General features: G+C 63.2%; 12 protein-coding genes. 5 read left to right on the forward strand and 7 right to left on the reverse strand.

The genetic code is table 11. The annotated features are described in order from the left end of the window. The first annotated feature begins 264 nt into the window (after positions 1 to 264). Positions 265 to 2,118 carry a sigma-54-dependent Fis family transcriptional regulator gene (locus tag H620_RS0113620; protein ID WP_023382515.1) on the forward strand — a complete coding sequence of 618 codons (1,854 nt, stop codon included), beginning with the start codon at positions 265 to 267 and terminating at the stop codon, positions 2,116 to 2,118. Positions 2,119 to 2,281: 163 nt separating this feature from the next. Here H620_RS0113620 and accC read toward each other — a convergent pair whose 3' ends face one another. From accC to H620_RS0113650, 6 genes are all read right to left on the reverse strand, one after another. Then, positions 2,282 to 3,637: an acetyl-CoA carboxylase biotin carboxylase subunit gene (gene accC, locus H620_RS0113625; RefSeq protein WP_023382514.1), complete on the reverse strand. Its 1,356-nt coding sequence runs from the start codon at positions 3,635 to 3,637 to the stop codon at positions 2,282 to 2,284. Positions 3,638 to 3,654: 17 nt separating this feature from the next. Beyond that, on the reverse strand, positions 3,655 to 4,128 hold the full coding sequence (accB, locus tag H620_RS0113630; RefSeq protein WP_023382513.1) for an acetyl-CoA carboxylase biotin carboxyl carrier protein: 474 nt from the start codon (positions 4,126 to 4,128) through the stop codon (positions 3,655 to 3,657). A 100-nt stretch (positions 4,129 to 4,228) separates the two neighbouring features. Next, on the reverse strand, positions 4,229 to 4,681 hold the full coding sequence (aroQ, locus tag H620_RS0113635; protein ID WP_008093086.1) for a type II 3-dehydroquinate dehydratase: 453 nt from the start codon (positions 4,679 to 4,681) through the stop codon (positions 4,229 to 4,231). Positions 4,682 to 4,860: 179 nt separating this feature from the next. Next, positions 4,861 to 6,639: a protein-disulfide reductase DsbD gene (locus tag H620_RS0113640; protein ID WP_027907499.1), complete on the reverse strand. Its 1,779-nt coding sequence runs from the start codon at positions 6,637 to 6,639 to the stop codon at positions 4,861 to 4,863. Positions 6,640 to 6,808: 169 nt separating this feature from the next. Then, on the reverse strand, positions 6,809 to 8,770 hold the full coding sequence (locus H620_RS0113645; protein WP_023382511.1) for a methyl-accepting chemotaxis protein: 1,962 nt from the start codon (positions 8,768 to 8,770) through the stop codon (positions 6,809 to 6,811). A 221-nt stretch (positions 8,771 to 8,991) separates the two neighbouring features. After that, positions 8,992 to 10,608 (reverse strand): diguanylate cyclase, encoded by a 1,617-nt coding sequence (locus H620_RS0113650; RefSeq protein WP_023382510.1) that lies wholly within the window; start codon positions 10,606 to 10,608, stop codon positions 8,992 to 8,994. A 249-nt stretch (positions 10,609 to 10,857) separates the two neighbouring features. Between H620_RS0113650 and H620_RS0113655 the strand changes: the two genes are divergently transcribed. The 4 genes from H620_RS0113655 to speA all read left to right on the forward strand — a co-directional run bounded on the left by H620_RS0113655 (position 10,858) and on the right by speA (position 15,187). Then, positions 10,858 to 11,925 (forward strand): DUF2333 family protein, encoded by a 1,068-nt coding sequence (locus H620_RS0113655; protein WP_023382509.1) that lies wholly within the window; start codon positions 10,858 to 10,860, stop codon positions 11,923 to 11,925. Positions 11,926 to 11,927: 2 nt separating this feature from the next. After that, positions 11,928 to 12,461 carry an NUDIX hydrolase gene (locus H620_RS0113660; RefSeq protein ID WP_023382508.1) on the forward strand — a complete coding sequence of 178 codons (534 nt, stop codon included), beginning with the start codon at positions 11,928 to 11,930 and terminating at the stop codon, positions 12,459 to 12,461. A 288-nt stretch (positions 12,462 to 12,749) separates the two neighbouring features. Further along, a complete protein-coding gene (locus H620_RS0113665) occupies positions 12,750 to 13,121 on the forward strand; it encodes a translation initiation factor Sui1 (RefSeq protein ID WP_023382507.1) in 372 nt (123 codons plus the stop codon). Positions 13,122 to 13,273: 152 nt separating this feature from the next. Next, a complete protein-coding gene (gene speA / locus H620_RS0113670; protein ID WP_023382506.1) occupies positions 13,274 to 15,187 on the forward strand; it encodes an arginine decarboxylase in 1,914 nt (637 codons plus the stop codon). Positions 15,188 to 15,266: 79 nt separating this feature from the next. Here the strand turns inward: speA and H620_RS26495 are convergent, their stop codons facing one another. Beyond that, positions 15,267 to 15,740, reverse strand: coding sequence for a polymorphic toxin type 44 domain-containing protein (locus H620_RS26495; protein WP_155950785.1), 474 nt, complete (start codon positions 15,738 to 15,740; stop codon positions 15,267 to 15,269). Between the last annotated feature and the right edge of the window lie 44 nt (positions 15,741 to 15,784).

The following is a 15,784-nucleotide window of genomic DNA, read 5'->3' on the forward strand; positions in this document are numbered from 1 at the left end:
TTTGCCAAGGCAAGAGCAAGGTGGGTGCCAGCTTTTTCGGGGTTGGCTGAGAAGCTTGCTCCAGAGCGGTTCCGGCGTCTTCCGGCGGGTGCCCTCGGTGGCACTGGCGAGACGCCCGGTGCCAGGGCTCGGCCGGTTTCGACGAGACGCTGAGACGCTGCGTCTCAAGCCTGCCGGTAATCACTCAGTGCTTGTCGGGGGATGTCCGGAAGCGCTTAATGGCCGGACAACGATAAAAACAGCAACGAGAACCGGAGGGCCTGAATGCTTGCCGCGAACTCCCGAGCCCATGTCGACTGCGTCAGCCGGGTGCTGAAGAATGCCGACCGCCTGCCGCAGGCACCGGTGCCGCCGCTGATTCTCGACTCATGGCGCCGTTCCATGGAGCTGTACCGCCTCGACCCAGGCTCCCAGCAGGGGCCGCGCATCCTTTCCCAAAGCGTGCTCAACGAATGCCGCGAACGTGCCGAACTGTTTCTGCGTATCGCCGGCGATGCCGTGGCGCGCCTGCATGAGCGTGTGCGCGGTGCCGACTACTGTGTGCTGCTCACCGACGCCCTCGGGCGCACCATCGACTATCGGGTTGAATCCGCTATTCGCAACGACTGCCGCAAGGCCGGGCTGTACCTGGGTACCTGCTGGTCGGAAGGCGAGGAGGGGACTTGCGGCGTGGCGGCCGTCCTGACCAGCAAGGCGCCGGTCACGGTGCACAAGCGTGACCACTTTCGCGCGGCCTTCATCGGCCTGACCTGCACGGCGGCCCCTGTGTTCGACCCCCAAGGGGAGTTGCTGGGGGTAGTGGATGTTTCCGCCCTGCAATCGCCGGACGACCGTCGTAGCCAGCACTTGATCCGCCAGTTGGTGGAGCAGACTGCGCGGGAGATCGAAAACGCCTTTTTCATGCACAGCGCCCAAGGCCATTGGGTGATGCGCGCTCATGGCACGCCGGGGTATGTCGAGAGCCAGCCGGACTACCTGCTGGCCTGGGATGCCGACGGGCGCCTGCGGGCGATCAACAGCCTGGCCCGCGAGCGCCTGCTGGCCCGCCATGGACGCTTGCCCGAGCACATCGGCGAGTTGTTCGACCTGGATCAGCTGCGCCGCGCCAACGAGGCCTCTGCCCAGCGGCTGCCGGGGTGGGGCGGTTTGTATGGCCGGGTGAGTGCGCCCCGGCGACGCGAGCCAGTGCGCGCCGTGCAGCAGGCCCAGGACCCTCGAATCGAGCAGCATTTGCGCCTGGCCACGCGGGTCAAGGACTGCAACCTTGCAGTGCTGGTGCAGGGTGAGACTGGCGCGGGCAAGGAAGTTTTCGCCCGCCAGTTGCATCAGCAGAGCCAGCGCTGTACCGGACCCTTCGTTACGCTCAACTGCGCGGCGATCCCTGAGAGCCTGATCGAGAGCGAGCTGTTCGGCTATGTGGCCGGCGCCTTTACCGGTGCATCGAGCAAAGGTATGCAAGGACTGTTGCAGCAGGCCGATGGCGGCACCTTGTTCCTCGATGAAATCGGTGACATGCCACTCAATCTGCAGACCCGATTGCTCCGGGTGCTGGCTGAAGGCGAGGTGGCACCTTTGGGCGCTGCACGGCGCGAGCGCGTGGATATCCAGGTGATCTGTGCCACCCACCGGGACTTGGCTGTGATGGTGAGTGAAGGGCGTTTTCGTGAGGACCTGTATTTTCGCCTGGCCAACGCCCGCTTCGAGTTGCCGCCGCTGCGTGAGCGCGATGATCGCTTGGGCTTGATTCACCAGTTGCTGGCCGAAGAGGCCAAGGCGTGTGGTGTCGAGGTGACGTTGGCCGACGATGCGTTGCAGGCGCTGCTGGTGTATCGCTGGCCGGGTAATCTGCGCCAGCTGCGGCAGGTGTTGCGCTATGCCTGTGCGGTCAGTGAAGGGGGGCAGGTGTGTCTGGAGAGCCTGCCACAGGAGGTGCGTGGCGATGCAGCGCCTTCGTCGGATGTCGGGACGTCGAGCCCGGCCCGGCAACTGTTGCTCGATGCCTTGATTCGCCATCGCTGGAAGCCGGCCGAGGCGGCGCGGGCGTTGGGGATTTCGCGAGCCACCCTGTATCGGCGGGTGCATGAGCACCGGATCGAGATGCCGCGGATGAAGGGGTGATTTTGGGGCTGCCTTGCGGCCCCATCGTCGGCAAGCCAGCTGTTTGGGATCGAGCGTCGCCTGCGCGGCGCATCGCCAGCAAGGCTCAGTCACCAACCCTCTAAAGACAACCCAAAAAAAACCCCGGCACATGTCCGGGGTTTGGGTACATCACGCTACGCGATCACTCCTGGCTAGCCAGTTTGTGCTCAAGGTAGTGGATGTTGACGCCGCCTTTGCAGAAACCTTCATCCCGCACCAGGTCGCGGTGCAGTGGGATGTTGGTCTTGATGCCGTCGACGACGATCTCGTCCAGGGCATTGCGCATGCGCGCCATGGCTTCGTCACGGTCCTTGCCGTAGGTGATCAGCTTGCCGATCAGCGAGTCGTAGTTCGGCGGAACCGAATAACCGCTGTACAGGTGCGAATCGACGCGAACGCCGTTGCCGCCTGGCGCGTGGAAGTGCTTCACCTTGCCTGGGCTCGGGATGAACTTCTTCGGGTCTTCGGCGTTGATACGGCATTCCAGCGCATGACCACGGATGACCACGTCTTCCTGGCGGATCGACAGCTTGTTGCCAGCGGCGATGCTGAGCATCTCCTTGACGATGTCGATACCGGTGACCATCTCCGACACCGGGTGCTCAACCTGCACACGGGTGTTCATCTCGATGAAGTAGAAACGGCCGTTTTCGTACAGGAACTCGAAGGTACCGGCACCGCGGTAGCCGATCTCGATGCACGCATCGACGCAACGCTTGAAGACTTCCTGACGGGCTTTCTCGTCGATGCCCGGGGCAGGTGCTTCTTCCAGGACTTTCTGGTGACGGCGTTGCAGCGAGCAGTCACGGTCGCCCAGGTGAATGGCGTTGCCCTGGCCGTCGGACAGCACCTGAACTTCCACGTGACGTGGGTTGGTCAGGAACTTCTCCAGGTAGACCATCGGGTTGCCGAAGGCCGCACCGGCTTCGGTACGGGTCAGCTTGGCCGAGGCAATCAGGTCTTCTTCCTTGTGCACCACGCGCATGCCGCGACCACCACCGCCACCGGCGGCCTTGATGATCACCGGGTAGCCGACGTCACGGGCGATTGCCAGGGCAACCTCTTCGTCTTCCGGCAGCGGACCGTCGGAACCCGGAACGGTCGGAACGCCCGACTTGATCATCGCGTCCTTGGCCGAGACCTTGTCGCCCATCAGGCGAATGGTGTCGGCTTTCGGGCCGATGAAAGCAAAACCGGACTTCTCGACCTGCTCGGCGAAATCGGCGTTTTCCGCCAGGAAGCCGTAGCCAGGGTGGATGGCGGTAGCGCCTGTCACTTCAGCGGCAGCGATGATCGCCGGGATGTGCAGGTACGAATCTTTGGACGAAGCAGGACCAATGCAGACCGACTCGTCTGCCAGGCCCAGGTGCATCAGTTCACGGTCGGCCGTGGAGTGTACGGCGACGGTCTTGATGCCCAGCTCTTTGCAGGCACGCAGGATCCGCAGGGCAATTTCCCCACGGTTGGCGATCAGGACTTTTTCCAGCTTCCCAGACATCGTTGGCTCTCCGCGAATCAAACGATGGTGAACAGCGGCTGGTCGAACTCAACCGGCTGACCGTCTTCCACCAGGATGGCGTCGATAACGCCGCCGACATCGGCTTCGATGTGGTTCATCATCTTCATGGCTTCGACGATGCACAGGGTGTCGCCTTTCTTCACGGTCTGGCCAACTTCAGCGAAGTTCGGCGAGGTCGGCGAAGGCTTGCGGTAGAAGGTACCCACCATCGGCGAGCGAATCACGGTGCCTTTGAGGGCTGGAGCGGCGGCAGCGGCTTCGGCAACCGGGGCAGCGGCGGCAGCGGCGGCAGCGACCGGCGCGGCAACAGGCGCGGCGGCAACCGGTGCCGGAGCGAAGTACTGCTGGCCGGCTGGGGCCTTGCTGTGACGGCTGATACGGACCGACTCTTCGCCTTCCTTGATCTCCAGTTCGTCGATGCCAGACTCTTCCAGCAGTTCGATCAGTTTCTTGACTTTACGGATATCCATTAATCATCAACTCCCAAGGTTCGGTCAGGGGGCGTAATTGAAAACGTGTTTGAAAACGTTTCTCTCGAACCCCGGCCCACTTAGGCCGAGGTCTCTATCATCAGGGCTGTGCGTTGGCAGCCAGTTGTTCCAGCGCGGACTCCAGGGCCAGGCGATAACCGCTGGCGCCCAGACCGCAGATCACCCCTACGGCTACATCGGAGAAGTAGGAGTGGTGACGGAACGGTTCGCGTTTGTGCACGTTGGACAGGTGCACTTCGATGAATGGGATGCTCACCGCAAGCAATGCGTCACGTAATGCGACGCTTGTGTGCGTAAAAGCAGCCGGATTGATCAGGATGAAGTCCACACCCTCGTTGCGTGCGGCGTGAATACGGTCGATCAGTTCGTACTCGGCATTGCTCTGCAGGTACTGCAGATGGTGGCCAGCGGCGCGAGCGCGCTGCTCCAGGTCCTGGTTGATCTGGGCCAGGGTCACGGCGCCGTAGTGGCCCGGTTCGCGGGTCCCGAGCAGGTTCAGGTTGGGGCCGTGGAGCACCAGTAGGGTTGCCATCTGCGGATTCCTTGAATTTGTAGGGCAATTCGACACAGCGCGGCGAGTGTGCCGCAAAGCGGGAGCAAGTGTCCAGTTCCCGGCAATAGCCAGCACGATGTCCGAGGTTTGCGCGAAGTATGTGACCAAATAATTCAATCTGGTCACTCTACTGTGGTTTTTTTACAGCCCGCGGGAAGTTATAGACCGAGTTTGCCGCGTACGCGCGCCAGAACCTGCGCAAAATCGCCGGCATTTATCTCGCCAATCACCCGATCAGCGGTAATTTCGCTGCCGTTCGCGGCAAAGAACATCAGCGCAGGCGGCCCGAACAGCTGGTAGCGGTCGAGCAGGCTGCGCTGTTCGGCATTGCTGTCGGTGATGTCGAAGCGCAGCAGGCGGAAGGCGCTCAGCTGTGGTTGCACGTGGGGCGCATTGAGCACTTCATGTTCGATCACCTTGCAGCTGATGCACCAGTCGGCATACCAGTCCAACAGCACCGGCTGGCCGGCGGCCTTGGCCTCGGCCAGCGCTGCATCGAGCGCGGCAGGGGTGGTCAGGGTTTGCCAGGCATCCGATTGAGTGGCGGGGCTGGTCGGGCCTGCACCGACGACCGCAGGCGGTGGCAGTGGGCGTAGCGGGTCGCCGCGTCCGCTCAGGGCGCCGTACCAGCAGGCCAGGGCGTACACCAGCAGCGCCAGGCCCAGCAGTTGTACCAGACGCTGGCGTGGTGTCTTGACCACGAACTCCAGGGCGCCGAGGAATAGCGCCACGCCGGCGGCCAGGAAACCGACCAGTAGCAAGGTGACCGGCCCCGGGAGAATGCGGCTGAGCAAGCCAATGGCCAGGCCCAGCAGCAATACACCGATGGCATTCTTCACCGTGTTCAGCCAAGGGCCACTCTTCGGTAGCCAGGCTGCACCGCCAGTGGCGACCAGCAACAGCGGCGCCCCCATGCCCAGGCCCAGGGTGAACAGTTTGAGTGCGCCGCCCAGGGCATCGCCGCTGGCGCTGATGTACAGCAACGCGCCGGCCAGCGGCGCCGATACGCACGGTGACACCAGCAGGCTGGACAGGACGCCCAGCGCCGCCGCGCCCAGTAGCGAGCCGCCCCTGACACCATTGGCGAAGTTGTTCAGGCGGCTGCTCAGCGCCTGCGGCAGTTTCAGCTCGAACAGACCGAACATGGCCAGGGCGAACAGCACGAAGAACAGCGCGAACGGCACCAGTACCCATGCCGATTGCAGGCGCGCCTGCAAGTTGAGGCTGGCACCGAACACACCCATCAAGGCACCCAGCGCGGCGAAGGAGGCGGCCATTGGCAACACATAGGCCAACGACAGGCTGAGCCCACGCCAGCCACCTACCTGGCCGCGCAGCACGACGCCCGAGAGGATCGGCAGCATCGGCAGCACGCAAGGAGTGAAGGTCAGGCCGATGCCGGCGAGGAAGAACAGTAGCAGCGATTTCCAGTTCCAAGCCTGGTCAGGGACTGGCGCGGTGGCGCTGCCGGTACCGTCGATGGTCAGGCGTTCGGTTTCCGGTGGGTAGCACAGGCCTTTGTCGGCGCAGCCCTGGTAGCTCACCAGCAAGGTGAAGGCGCGCTGGTCGCTGGTCGAGCGGGGTATCTCGATGTCGAGCACGCCGTGGTAGACCTCGACATCGCCGAAAAACTCGTCGTGCTTGGGCTCGCCCTTGGGGATTCGTGGTGCGCCCAAGGCAATGTCGGCCGGCTCGCTGCGGAACTGGAAGCGGTGGCGGTAGAGGTAGTAGCCGTCGGTGGCGACGAAGCGCAACTTGATGGTCTGGGCGTCGCCCTGGATCAGGCTGAGCTTGAAGGCTTCATGGACAGGCAGGAAATCGGCGCTGTTGGACAGCGAGGCGGCACCGAGGGTGGTGCTGGGGCGGTTGTCGAGCAGGCCTGAGGCGAAGGCGGGGCTGGCCAGCAGCAGGAACAGCAGGAAAAACAGGCGGCGCATGGCGGACTCGCGAGGTGGAACGTGCTGGGCATGATAGCGGAGTTGATGGGCGTTGGGGGCGGGGGTTTGTCGGGATATCTTCAGCGTTGGGGGAGCGAGCGCCGCCGGCGCGGCGCATCGCGAGCAAGGCTCGCTCCTCCGGTTGTTTCGGGCCAGTTCGCGTGCGATCTCAGACCCTGAATGCCCCCACCGCCCGGTTCAACTCGCCACCCAGCGCCAGCAACTGCTCCCCTTGTTCGCGCCCTTCGCCGATGCGCTGCAGGTTGTCTTCGCCCAGGGCGTGGATTCGCTCACTGTGGTCGCGGATCTCGCCCACGGCGCCGCTTTGCTGGGCGGTGGCGTCGGCAATCCGGATGGCCGTGGCAGAAATCGTGCGGATCGCACTGACGATCTCGTCCAGCGCGCCGTCGGCGGCCTGGGCCTGGTCGGCGGTAGCCTCGGCATGTTCGAGCTGGGCCCGCATGCCCGCCACCGACTCACGCGCCGCCTGTTGCAGGCGGTCGATCAAAGCCTGGATTTCGCCCGTGGCGCCAGTGGTACGTTGGGCCAGTGAGCGCACTTCATCGGCGACCACAGCAAAGCCTCGACCCATCTCGCCGGCTCGGGCCGCTTCGATGGCGGCGTTGAGGGCCAGCAGATTGGTCTGCTCGGCAATCGAGCGAATAACCGTCAGTACACCACCAATGGTGGCTGACTCTTCGGCCAACTGCTCGATCATGCGGGCATTGCCGTGCACCTCGTCCACCAGTTCGCGCAAGCCCGTCAGGCTCTGGCCAATCACGGCCTGGCCCTGTTCGACGGCACGGCCGGCATCGCGGCTGGCATCGGCAGCCGAGCTGGCATCGCTGGCAACCTGCACGATGGTCGCTTCAAGCTCACCGAGCGCATCGCGAATCTGCCCGGTATCGCCCGCCTGGCGCTCGGCACCGTCGTGCAGGGCCGCACTCATCCCGGCTAGGGCATGGCTGCTGCCCGCCACCTGCTCGGCGTTGTGGCGGATGGTGCCGACCAGCTCCACCAGATACTGGCGCAGGCGGTTGAGCGATTCCTGTATGTCCTGCAGCTCCCGGTTGCTCTTGCCCAGGACGATGGCCTTGGCGAAGTCACCCTCGGCCCAGCGTGACAAGGCCGGCGCCAGGCTGGTGAGGGTGCGGGCCAGGCGGCGCTGCAGGGTATCGATGAGCAGGGCGATGAGCAGGATCACAGCGATCATCAGGCCTTGGATGATGCGCACTTCGTTGGCGATCGTGCCATGCTGGCTGCGCACCGCCGGCTCCACGGCGGCGATGGCCTGTTGGACGGCATCGAGGCGTTCGTTGGTATTGGCGGCCAGGACCGTGCGGCGTTCGATCAGCTCTCGGGTGCGCTGCAGTTCCGCGGGGTACCGGTTTAGCAGACTCAGCAGCTCGCGTTTCAGGCCGACGGCAATGTCTTCCTGTTGCTCGCTGGCTTGGGTCTGCAGGCCCATCATGGCAGCGAAGTCATCGGCGCCGGATGCGGCGGCGCGAGTCACGCCCAGCAGTGGCAGGCTGTCGATGACCTGGGCCTGGGCGCGAATGAGCTGCAGCTCGCGATCGACTTCGTCGGCCAGTTCGGCGCGTCCACTGCTGACCAGTTTGTCCCGGGCCAACGACAGGCGGCCCAGGTGCAGCGTGGCGTCGAGGATCGGCGTCAGGTAATGCTCGGCTTCGGCGCTCGCGCTGTCGCGGGCATAGCCTGCCAATTGTTCGAGGTTCGCCCCCAGTTCGCGTTCGGCTTGCAGCAGCAAGGCCTGTGGGTCGCCGGCCAGCTTGCCGGCGGCAAGCAGTTCGTTGCGGGTGAAGGCCTGAAGGCTGCCAAGGCTTGGGCGCAGTCGGCCAGCCAGGTCTTCCGGCCACTCGGCGAGGGCGGCCTGCAACTGGGTATTGGCTTGCACGGCCGCCGCGTGGCGCAATGCGTCACCGCTGCCGAGGTAGGCCTGGATATTGCCCACGGCGTCGTTCTGGAACTGCCGCGACAGGCCAAGGTAGCGCTCCATCAACTGGTAGGGACGTTCCAGGGCGCGTTGCGACCACCACAGGGTCGCGCCCAGGGCGATACACACGGTCACCAGCAACAAGGTGTTGAAATTGGTCAGCCACTTCAGGCGCATAGCCGCGAACTTCCTGCGGGGGAGTGGAGAGGTAGGTGCCTGAAGTTATTGCGGTTTTGTGACGTGGTGATGACGACGGGGCGGCGTGGCACAAAAAAAAGTGGCACAGTGCCGGCATTGGTTTTGGCCGTGCCGACGCCTTCACGGGTGAAGCCGCTCCCACAGGGACTGCTGCGAATTCAAGGTCGGTGCGAAGGGCACAGCACAGGCAAAGCCCTGCCTCAGGGCTCCACGCGCACCACACAATTGCGTCCGGCATGCTTGGCGCGATATAGCGCCTCATCGGCGGCGCTGGCCATGGTCAGCGCATCCAGGTCGTCGTCGAGTTGAACCACACCTGCACTGAACGTGCATTGCAGGTCGTGGGGCTGCGCGGGGTAGAGAATCTCGGCAAAGCGCCTGCGGATTTCATCGAGCACCTTGTGCGCCGCCTCCAGGCCAGTGTTAGGCATCACGATGGCGAATTCCTCGCCGCCGTAGCGGCCGATGAAATCGGTCTTGCGCAGACGTTGCTTGAGAAACAGCGCCAGGCTCTTGATTACCCGGTCGCCCATGGGATGGCCGTGGCGGTCGTTGATCTTCTTGAAGTGGTCGATGTCGAGCATGGCGAAGCTCAACGGCTGCTCTTCGCGGCGCGCGCGGAAGCTGCAGTCTTCGAGCAATTGCAGGATGTGCGTGTGGTTGTACAGCCCGGTCAGGCTGTCGCGGACCATGCGCGCTTTCAGGTGACGGGCACGGGCGGCGCGGTTGCGCACGGTGGTGATCAGGTGGCGCGAGCGGATCGGCTTGGTCAGGAAGTCGTCGCCGCCTTCGCTCATGGCATCGAGCTGCTTATCCAGGTCGTCCTCGGCCGACAGGTAGATGATCGGCACGCTCACATAGCGGTCGTTATGTCGGATCACCTTGGCCAGCTCGGTGCCGGTGCAGGCCGGCATGTACATGTCGAGGATCACCAGGTCGGGCTGGAAGTCGGCCAGCTCGGCCATGGTCCGGATCGGATCGTTCAGGCTGCGGGTGATCATGCCGGCGCTGTTGAGCAGGCGTTCGGTGTGCAGGGCCTGGGCGCGTGAGTCGTCGATGATCAGCACGCGAAACGGGTCGTACTGGGTGGCGCTGGTCAGCAGCTCGACTTTCTCCAGCAGGCTGGAGGCCTCAAGGGTGCCGGTGAGAAACTCCTGGCCTCCGGCGCGCACAGCGGCCAGCCGGGTCGGCGTGTCGGTTTCCTGATGGCTGAAGAACAGCAGCGGGATGTGTTGCTCCAGGCCCTGCTGGGCCTGAGCAGCCAGTTGCAGGCCCAGACCTGGGCCGGTGAAGTCGACATCCATGACAATGGCTGACGGTAGGCGCTCTTTCATCGAGGCCTGGAAAGCGTCTGCACTGAACAGGGCTTCGACGCCCAGGCCGAAGAACTCCAACTGCTGGGCCAGGCGCTCGGCCCGGTCATGGTCCTGCAGCAGGATGTACACCGGCTTGCGCAAGGGCGGCAGGGGCACTTGGTCGAGTTGGTCGCCCTTGCGCAGCCCGGTGCGCGACAGACGTTGCATCAGGCGGTTGAGCTCGCCGATCAGTTGTGAGTTGAGCCGTGCGCTGTTGGCTTCGATGGCCTGCAGGGTCTGGCCAATGGCGGTCGACAGGTCGCTGTGCTCAGGCTGCTCGAAGCGTTCGGCGTAGCGTTGCAGGCGTAGGTTGGCCTCGCACAGTTCGCCCAGGTCGCCGTCCGACCATTCGCCACGCTGCAGACGCTGCCAGATCTCGAGGATCTGCCTGGCCTGGAGGATCACACGCTGGGCGAAGTGCTGCTTGAGACGCTCGTGGCTCGGCTCGGCTGTTTGGCTCATGTCCTGACTACTTATTAGTTGGGGATGTGCAGGTGCAATGATGGCTCTATGCTAGCAGTTCTTTTCCGACGAGTGAGTGCCCTGAATCAACAAAGGGTTCCGAACGAATATTCAGTTACTGACTCATTGGTCGCTTATGCGTACGGCGGTGTCTGCTTTATAGTGCAGCCACGCGGGCTTGCCGTGGCACCCTGGCGCAGGCCTGTGGTCCAAGCCCCTGAACCGTCGTGACTGATTAAGGACAAAGCCATGCTGGATTGGAAAAACCGCGAGGCCAAAGCCGAGCCCCGCGAGCGTGTCGATGGTCGCGGTGCTGCGGCCCGCAGCTACCTTGGTGGCCTCTGGAGCCGTGCGCTGGGCACGTTGATTGGCCTTTACCTGCTGGTCTGCATTGGCCTTGGTTGGTACTGGAGCCAGGAGCCCGAACTGTTCCCGGTGCAGCAGAACGCCCAGGCGGCGGCCGAGAAGAATGGCCAGCAGATGGTCGTTGGCTACACCACCATCGAAACCCTCAAGACGGTCGCGCAGACCTTGCTGGACAAGCCGGGCGGCTACATTTCCAACGACCGCTTCCCACCGGGGCTGTGGATGGACAACATGCCGAGTTGGGAATACGGCGTGCTGGTCCAGGTGCGCGACCTGTCGCGCGCACTGCGCAAGGACTTCGCCCGTTCGCAGTCGCAATCCACCGAAGACGCCGACTTGGCCAAGGCCGAGCCGCGCTTCAACTTCGACAACAAGAGCTGGATCCTGCCATCGAGCGAGTCGGAGTTCGAGGAAGGCATCAAGTCGCTGAGCCGCTACCAGGCTCGCCTGGCCAAGGGTGATCAGGGCGCGATCTTCTATACTCGTGCCGACAACCTCAACAACTGGCTGGGTGACGTGGCGACCCGTCTGGGTTCGCTGTCCCAGCGCCTGTCGGCCAGTGTCGGCCGGGTCAAGCTCAACAGCACCCTGAAGACCGAGTCGGTGCAGCCCGGCCAGGCGCCGCAGGTTGACGAGGAACTGGTGGAAACGCCTTGGCTGCAGATCGACAACGTGTTCTACGAAGCCCGTGGCCAGGCCTGGGCGCTGTCGCATCTGCTGCGTGCCATCGAGGTGGACTTCGCCGATGTACTGGCGAAGAAGAACGCTACCGTCAGCGTCCGCCAGATCATCCGTGAACTGGAGGCGTCCCAGGAGGCGCTGTGGAGCCCGATGGTGCTCAACGGCAGTGGCTTCGGCATGTGGGCCAACCACTCGCTGGTGATGGCCAACTATATCTCCCGAGCCAACGCAGCGGTGATCGACCTGCGTCAGCTGCTGTCCCAGGGCTGATCATGGCCATCGATCCCAAGGAGGCTGCCCACCGGGCAGCTTCCGACCGTGAGCTGGTCGCCTGGGTGGACGAAGCCGATCAGGTCCTCGGCGCCTTGCCCAGGGCTCAGTTGCGTGAGCGCGGCCTGATCGGTCGCTGCACCTTCATCCTGCTGTTCAACAGTGCCGGTGAACTGTGCGTGCACCGCCGTACCCTGAGCAAGGCGCTCTACCCAGGCTACTGGGATGTGGCGGCAGGCGGCATGGTGACGGCGGGAGAGGCGTATGCCGAGTCCGCCGCGCGCGAGCTGGCCGAAGAGTTGGGGATCGAAGGCGTCGACTTGCGCTTCCATGAGCGGTTCTACTTCGACCAGCCGGACAACCGCTTGTGGTGCGCGGTGTATTCGGCGGTGTCGGATGCGCCGTTGCGCTTGCAGCCGGAAGAAGTGATAGAGGCGAAGTTCGTTCGCATCGAGCAAGCGGAGGCCGAGAGCCTGAGCAAGCCCTATTGCCCGGACTCGCTGGCGGCGTTGCAGCGCTACAAGGCCAGTCTCTGAGGTAGGCTTCCCGGTGCTGGCCTTTTCGCGGGTTAACCCGCTCCAGCAGGTGATTCACTGCCAGTGAGTCCAGTGAAATAGCCGTTGCAGCGGGCTTGCCTGTGAGGGGTCGCAAAACATTCGAAAAATGGCGCATTCCAGTACTTAGCAAACGCCGGTTTTATCGTTACACTGCGCGCCCTTTTCGGGCTGCCGCAGGTCTTGTGGCAGTAGCGCCGCCCCTGCCAGAGTGGGGCTTCGCGGTCGGCTCCCGTCGACCAGTTTTTGTCCTCAGCAAGAGGAACAAAAGTGGCCAAGAAAGCTTCTTCCTTCTCCGCCCTTGGCGGTCTCGTGTACTCCACCGATTCCGGTCGGCATTGCCCCGACTGTGGCCAGCCGGTGGACGCCTGCACCTGTAAGCAATCCGTCATCCCCGAGGGGGACGGTATCGCCCGCGTTCGTCGTGAAAGCAAAGGCCGTGGCGGCAAGACCGTGACCACCGTCACCGGCGTCCCGCTGCCGCTCGACCAGCTCAAGGAGCTGGCCTCCACCCTCAAGCGCCGATGTGGTACCGGTGGCGCCTTGAAAGAGGGCGTGATCGAGATCCAGGGCGATCACGTCGAGTTACTCATCGGCGAGCTGACCAAGCAAGGCTTCAAGGCGAAGAAATCCGGCGGTTGATACGGCCGCGCGATTTTTTCCCCAGCGCTTTCTAAACTCGTTTCCGTAGCAGGGGTCTATCCCTGAATACGGAATAATCGTCATTTTCAGCTTTTACACTGCGCCCGCCGCCTCGTGGGGCAGTGTCTTCGACTTATCTATAGGGGACGTGAATGTCCGTACGACGCACACGCAAAGACGATGGTAGCCAATGGACCGTGGCCGACAGCCGCAGTGTTTATGGCATCCGCCATTGGGGCGCTGGTTATTTCGCCATCAATGAAGCCGGGCGCGTCGAAGTGCGCCCCAACGGGCCGAGCAGTGCCCCGATCGACCTGTTCGAGCAAGTCCAGGAGCTGCGCCAGAGCGGCCTGTCGCTGCCACTGCTGGTGCGCTTCCCAGACATTCTGCAGGACCGCGTGCGCCAGCTGACCGGCGCCTTCGACGCCAACATCGCGCGCCTTGAGTACCAGAGCAAGTACACCGCGCTGTACCCGATCAAGGTCAACCAGCAGGAAGCGGTGGTGGAAAACATCATCGCCACCCAGAACGTGTCCATCGGCCTTGAGGCCGGCTCCAAGCCCGAGCTGCTGGCGGTGCTGGCGCTGGCGCCCAAGGGCGGGACCATCGTCTGCAACGGCTACAAGGACCGTGAGTTCATTCGCCTGGCGCTGATGGGGCAGAAACTCGGCCACAACGTGTTCATCGTCATCGAGAAAGAGTCCGAAGTGGCTCTGGTGATCGAGGAGGCCGCCGAGCTCAAGGTCAAGCCTCAGGTAGGCCTGCGCGTGCGTCTGTCGTCGCTGGCATCGAGCAAGTGGGCAGACACGGGTGGCGAAAAGTCCAAGTTCGGTTTGTCCGCGGCCCAGTTGATCTCGGTGGTTCAGCGTTTCCGCGACGCGGGCCTGGACCAGGGCATCCGCCTGCTGCACTTTCACATGGGGTCGCAGATCGCCAACCTGGCCGACTACCAGCACGGTTTCAAGGAAGCCATCCGTTACTATGGCGAACTACGGGCCCTGGGCCTGCCGGTCGACCATATCGACGTCGGCGGCGGCCTGGGTGTCGACTACGACGGCACTCACTCGCGCAATGCCAGCTCCATCAACTACGACATGGATGACTATGCCGGCGTGGTGGTGGGCATGCTCAAGGAGTTCTGCGACGCGCAGGGCCTGCCACACCCGCACATCTTCTCCGAGAGCGGCCGTTCGCTGACCGCGCACCACGCCATGCTGGTGATCCAGGTGACCGACGTCGAGAAACACAACGACGACGTGCCGACCATCGAGAACAAGGAGTCGTTGCCGGAGACCGTGCAGTGGCTGGCCGACCTGCTTGGCCCGACCGACATCGAGATGGTGACCGAGACTTACTGGCGCGCCACCCACTACATGGGTGACGTGGCAGCGCAGTATGCCGATGGCAAGATCAGCCTGGCCGAGAAAGCCCTGGCCGAGCAGTGCTACTTCGCCGTGTGCCGTCGCCTGCACAACTCGCTCAAAGCCCGCCAGCGCTCGCACCGCCAAGTGCTGGACGAGCTCAACGACAAGCTGGCCGACAAGTACATCTGCAACTTCTCGGTGTTCCAGAGCCTGCCGGATACCTGGGCCATCGGCCAGGTGCTGCCGATCATTCCGCTGCATCGCCTGGATGAAGAGCCGATGCGTCGCGCGGTGCTGCAGGACCTGACCTGCGATTCCGACGGCAAGATCAACCAGTACGTCGACGAGCAGAGCATCGAGACCAGCATGCCGGTGCATGCGGTCAAGGAAGGCGAAGACTACCTGCTGGGTGTGTTCCTGGTCGGCGCCTACCAGGAGATCCTGGGCGACATGCACAACCTGTTCGGTGACACCGACTCGGTGAACATCTATCAGAATGCCGATGGCAGCGTGTACCACGCCGGTATCGAGACCCACGACACTATCGAGGACATGCTGCGCTACGTGCACCTGTCGCCGGAGGAGTTGATGACCCACTACCGCGACAAGGTGGCCAGCGCCAGGATCAGCGCCCGCGAGCGGACCCAGTTCCTCGATGCGCTGCGTCTTGGCCTGACCCGGTCTTCATACCTGTCGTCCTGATCGCCAGGGGCCGCTCCTGCCCTGTGTGGGGCGGGAGCGACCTTGTGGCGCGAAAGGGCTGCGTAGCAGCCCCAACTGCCTATACACAACAACCCTGCTCAGTACGGGCTTTGAGTCTGTGGTGAGCATCCATATGCCTTGTCCGACGGCAAGTAGAAGCAAGACTGCTATCAGGCACTGAGTAGCCCCTTGACTTCGCATACTCAATACCTGCTTTGATCCATGCCTGATCTTCGGGGTCGTCTCCGTAAGGGGCATCATTGCACCACGATCCAAATGCCGAATTGCAGGTGCCAGCCCGACGCTGTGCCCATCCAGCACCTCTCAACAAGAATTCTTGCGATAGACCTGCGGCGGTTCCCGTAGCTCCGGAATTGAAGTTGCCAAAGGTTTCGTACTGCCTTCCTTGCTGTTTATAGTCCCACTCACCTCGATTTCTGACCATCGAGTAAAACCACGGCACTAGAAAAGCACTGCCGCCGTTTTTAAAGTAGTTACGCGCCTTGCTGGCAGCATTCATGTCGCTATCAACAGATGCGGTTGGAGGGTACATAAAGGCTCCTTGCTCTTAAGTAATTAAGAAGAGTCCCCTCCGTG

It is taken from the genome of Pseudomonas taiwanensis DSM 21245 (genome assembly GCF_000425785.1).
Classification (GTDB): Bacteria; Pseudomonadota; Gammaproteobacteria; order Pseudomonadales; family Pseudomonadaceae; genus Aquipseudomonas; species Aquipseudomonas taiwanensis.

What these genes read in the sequence shown, in the direction of transcription:
- H620_RS0113620 (WP_023382515.1), top strand. Translation starts at nt 265, where the DNA reads ATGCTTGCCGCGAACTCCCGAGCCCATGTCGACTGCGTCAGCCGGGTG.
- accC (WP_023382514.1), bottom strand. Translation starts at nt 3,637, where the DNA reads ATGTCTGGGAAGCTGGAAAAAGTCCTGATCGCCAACCGTGGGGAAATT.
- accB (WP_023382513.1), bottom strand. Translation starts at nt 4,128, where the DNA reads ATGGATATCCGTAAAGTCAAGAAACTGATCGAACTGCTGGAAGAGTCT.
- aroQ (WP_008093086.1), bottom strand. Translation starts at nt 4,681, where the DNA reads ATGGCAACCCTACTGGTGCTCCACGGCCCCAACCTGAACCTGCTCGGG.
- H620_RS0113640 (WP_027907499.1), bottom strand. Translation starts at nt 6,639, where the DNA reads ATGCGCCGCCTGTTTTTCCTGCTGTTCCTGCTGCTGGCCAGCCCCGCC.
- H620_RS0113645 (WP_023382511.1), bottom strand. Translation starts at nt 8,770, where the DNA reads ATGCGCCTGAAGTGGCTGACCAATTTCAACACCTTGTTGCTGGTGACC.
- H620_RS0113650 (WP_023382510.1), bottom strand. Translation starts at nt 10,608, where the DNA reads ATGAGCCAAACAGCCGAGCCGAGCCACGAGCGTCTCAAGCAGCACTTC.
- H620_RS0113655 (WP_023382509.1), top strand. Translation starts at nt 10,858, where the DNA reads ATGCTGGATTGGAAAAACCGCGAGGCCAAAGCCGAGCCCCGCGAGCGT.
- H620_RS0113660 (WP_023382508.1), top strand. Translation starts at nt 11,928, where the DNA reads ATGGCCATCGATCCCAAGGAGGCTGCCCACCGGGCAGCTTCCGACCGT.
- speA (WP_023382506.1), top strand. Translation starts at nt 13,274, where the DNA reads ATGTCCGTACGACGCACACGCAAAGACGATGGTAGCCAATGGACCGTG.
- H620_RS26495 (WP_155950785.1), bottom strand. Translation starts at nt 15,740, where the DNA reads ATGTACCCTCCAACCGCATCTGTTGATAGCGACATGAATGCTGCCAGC.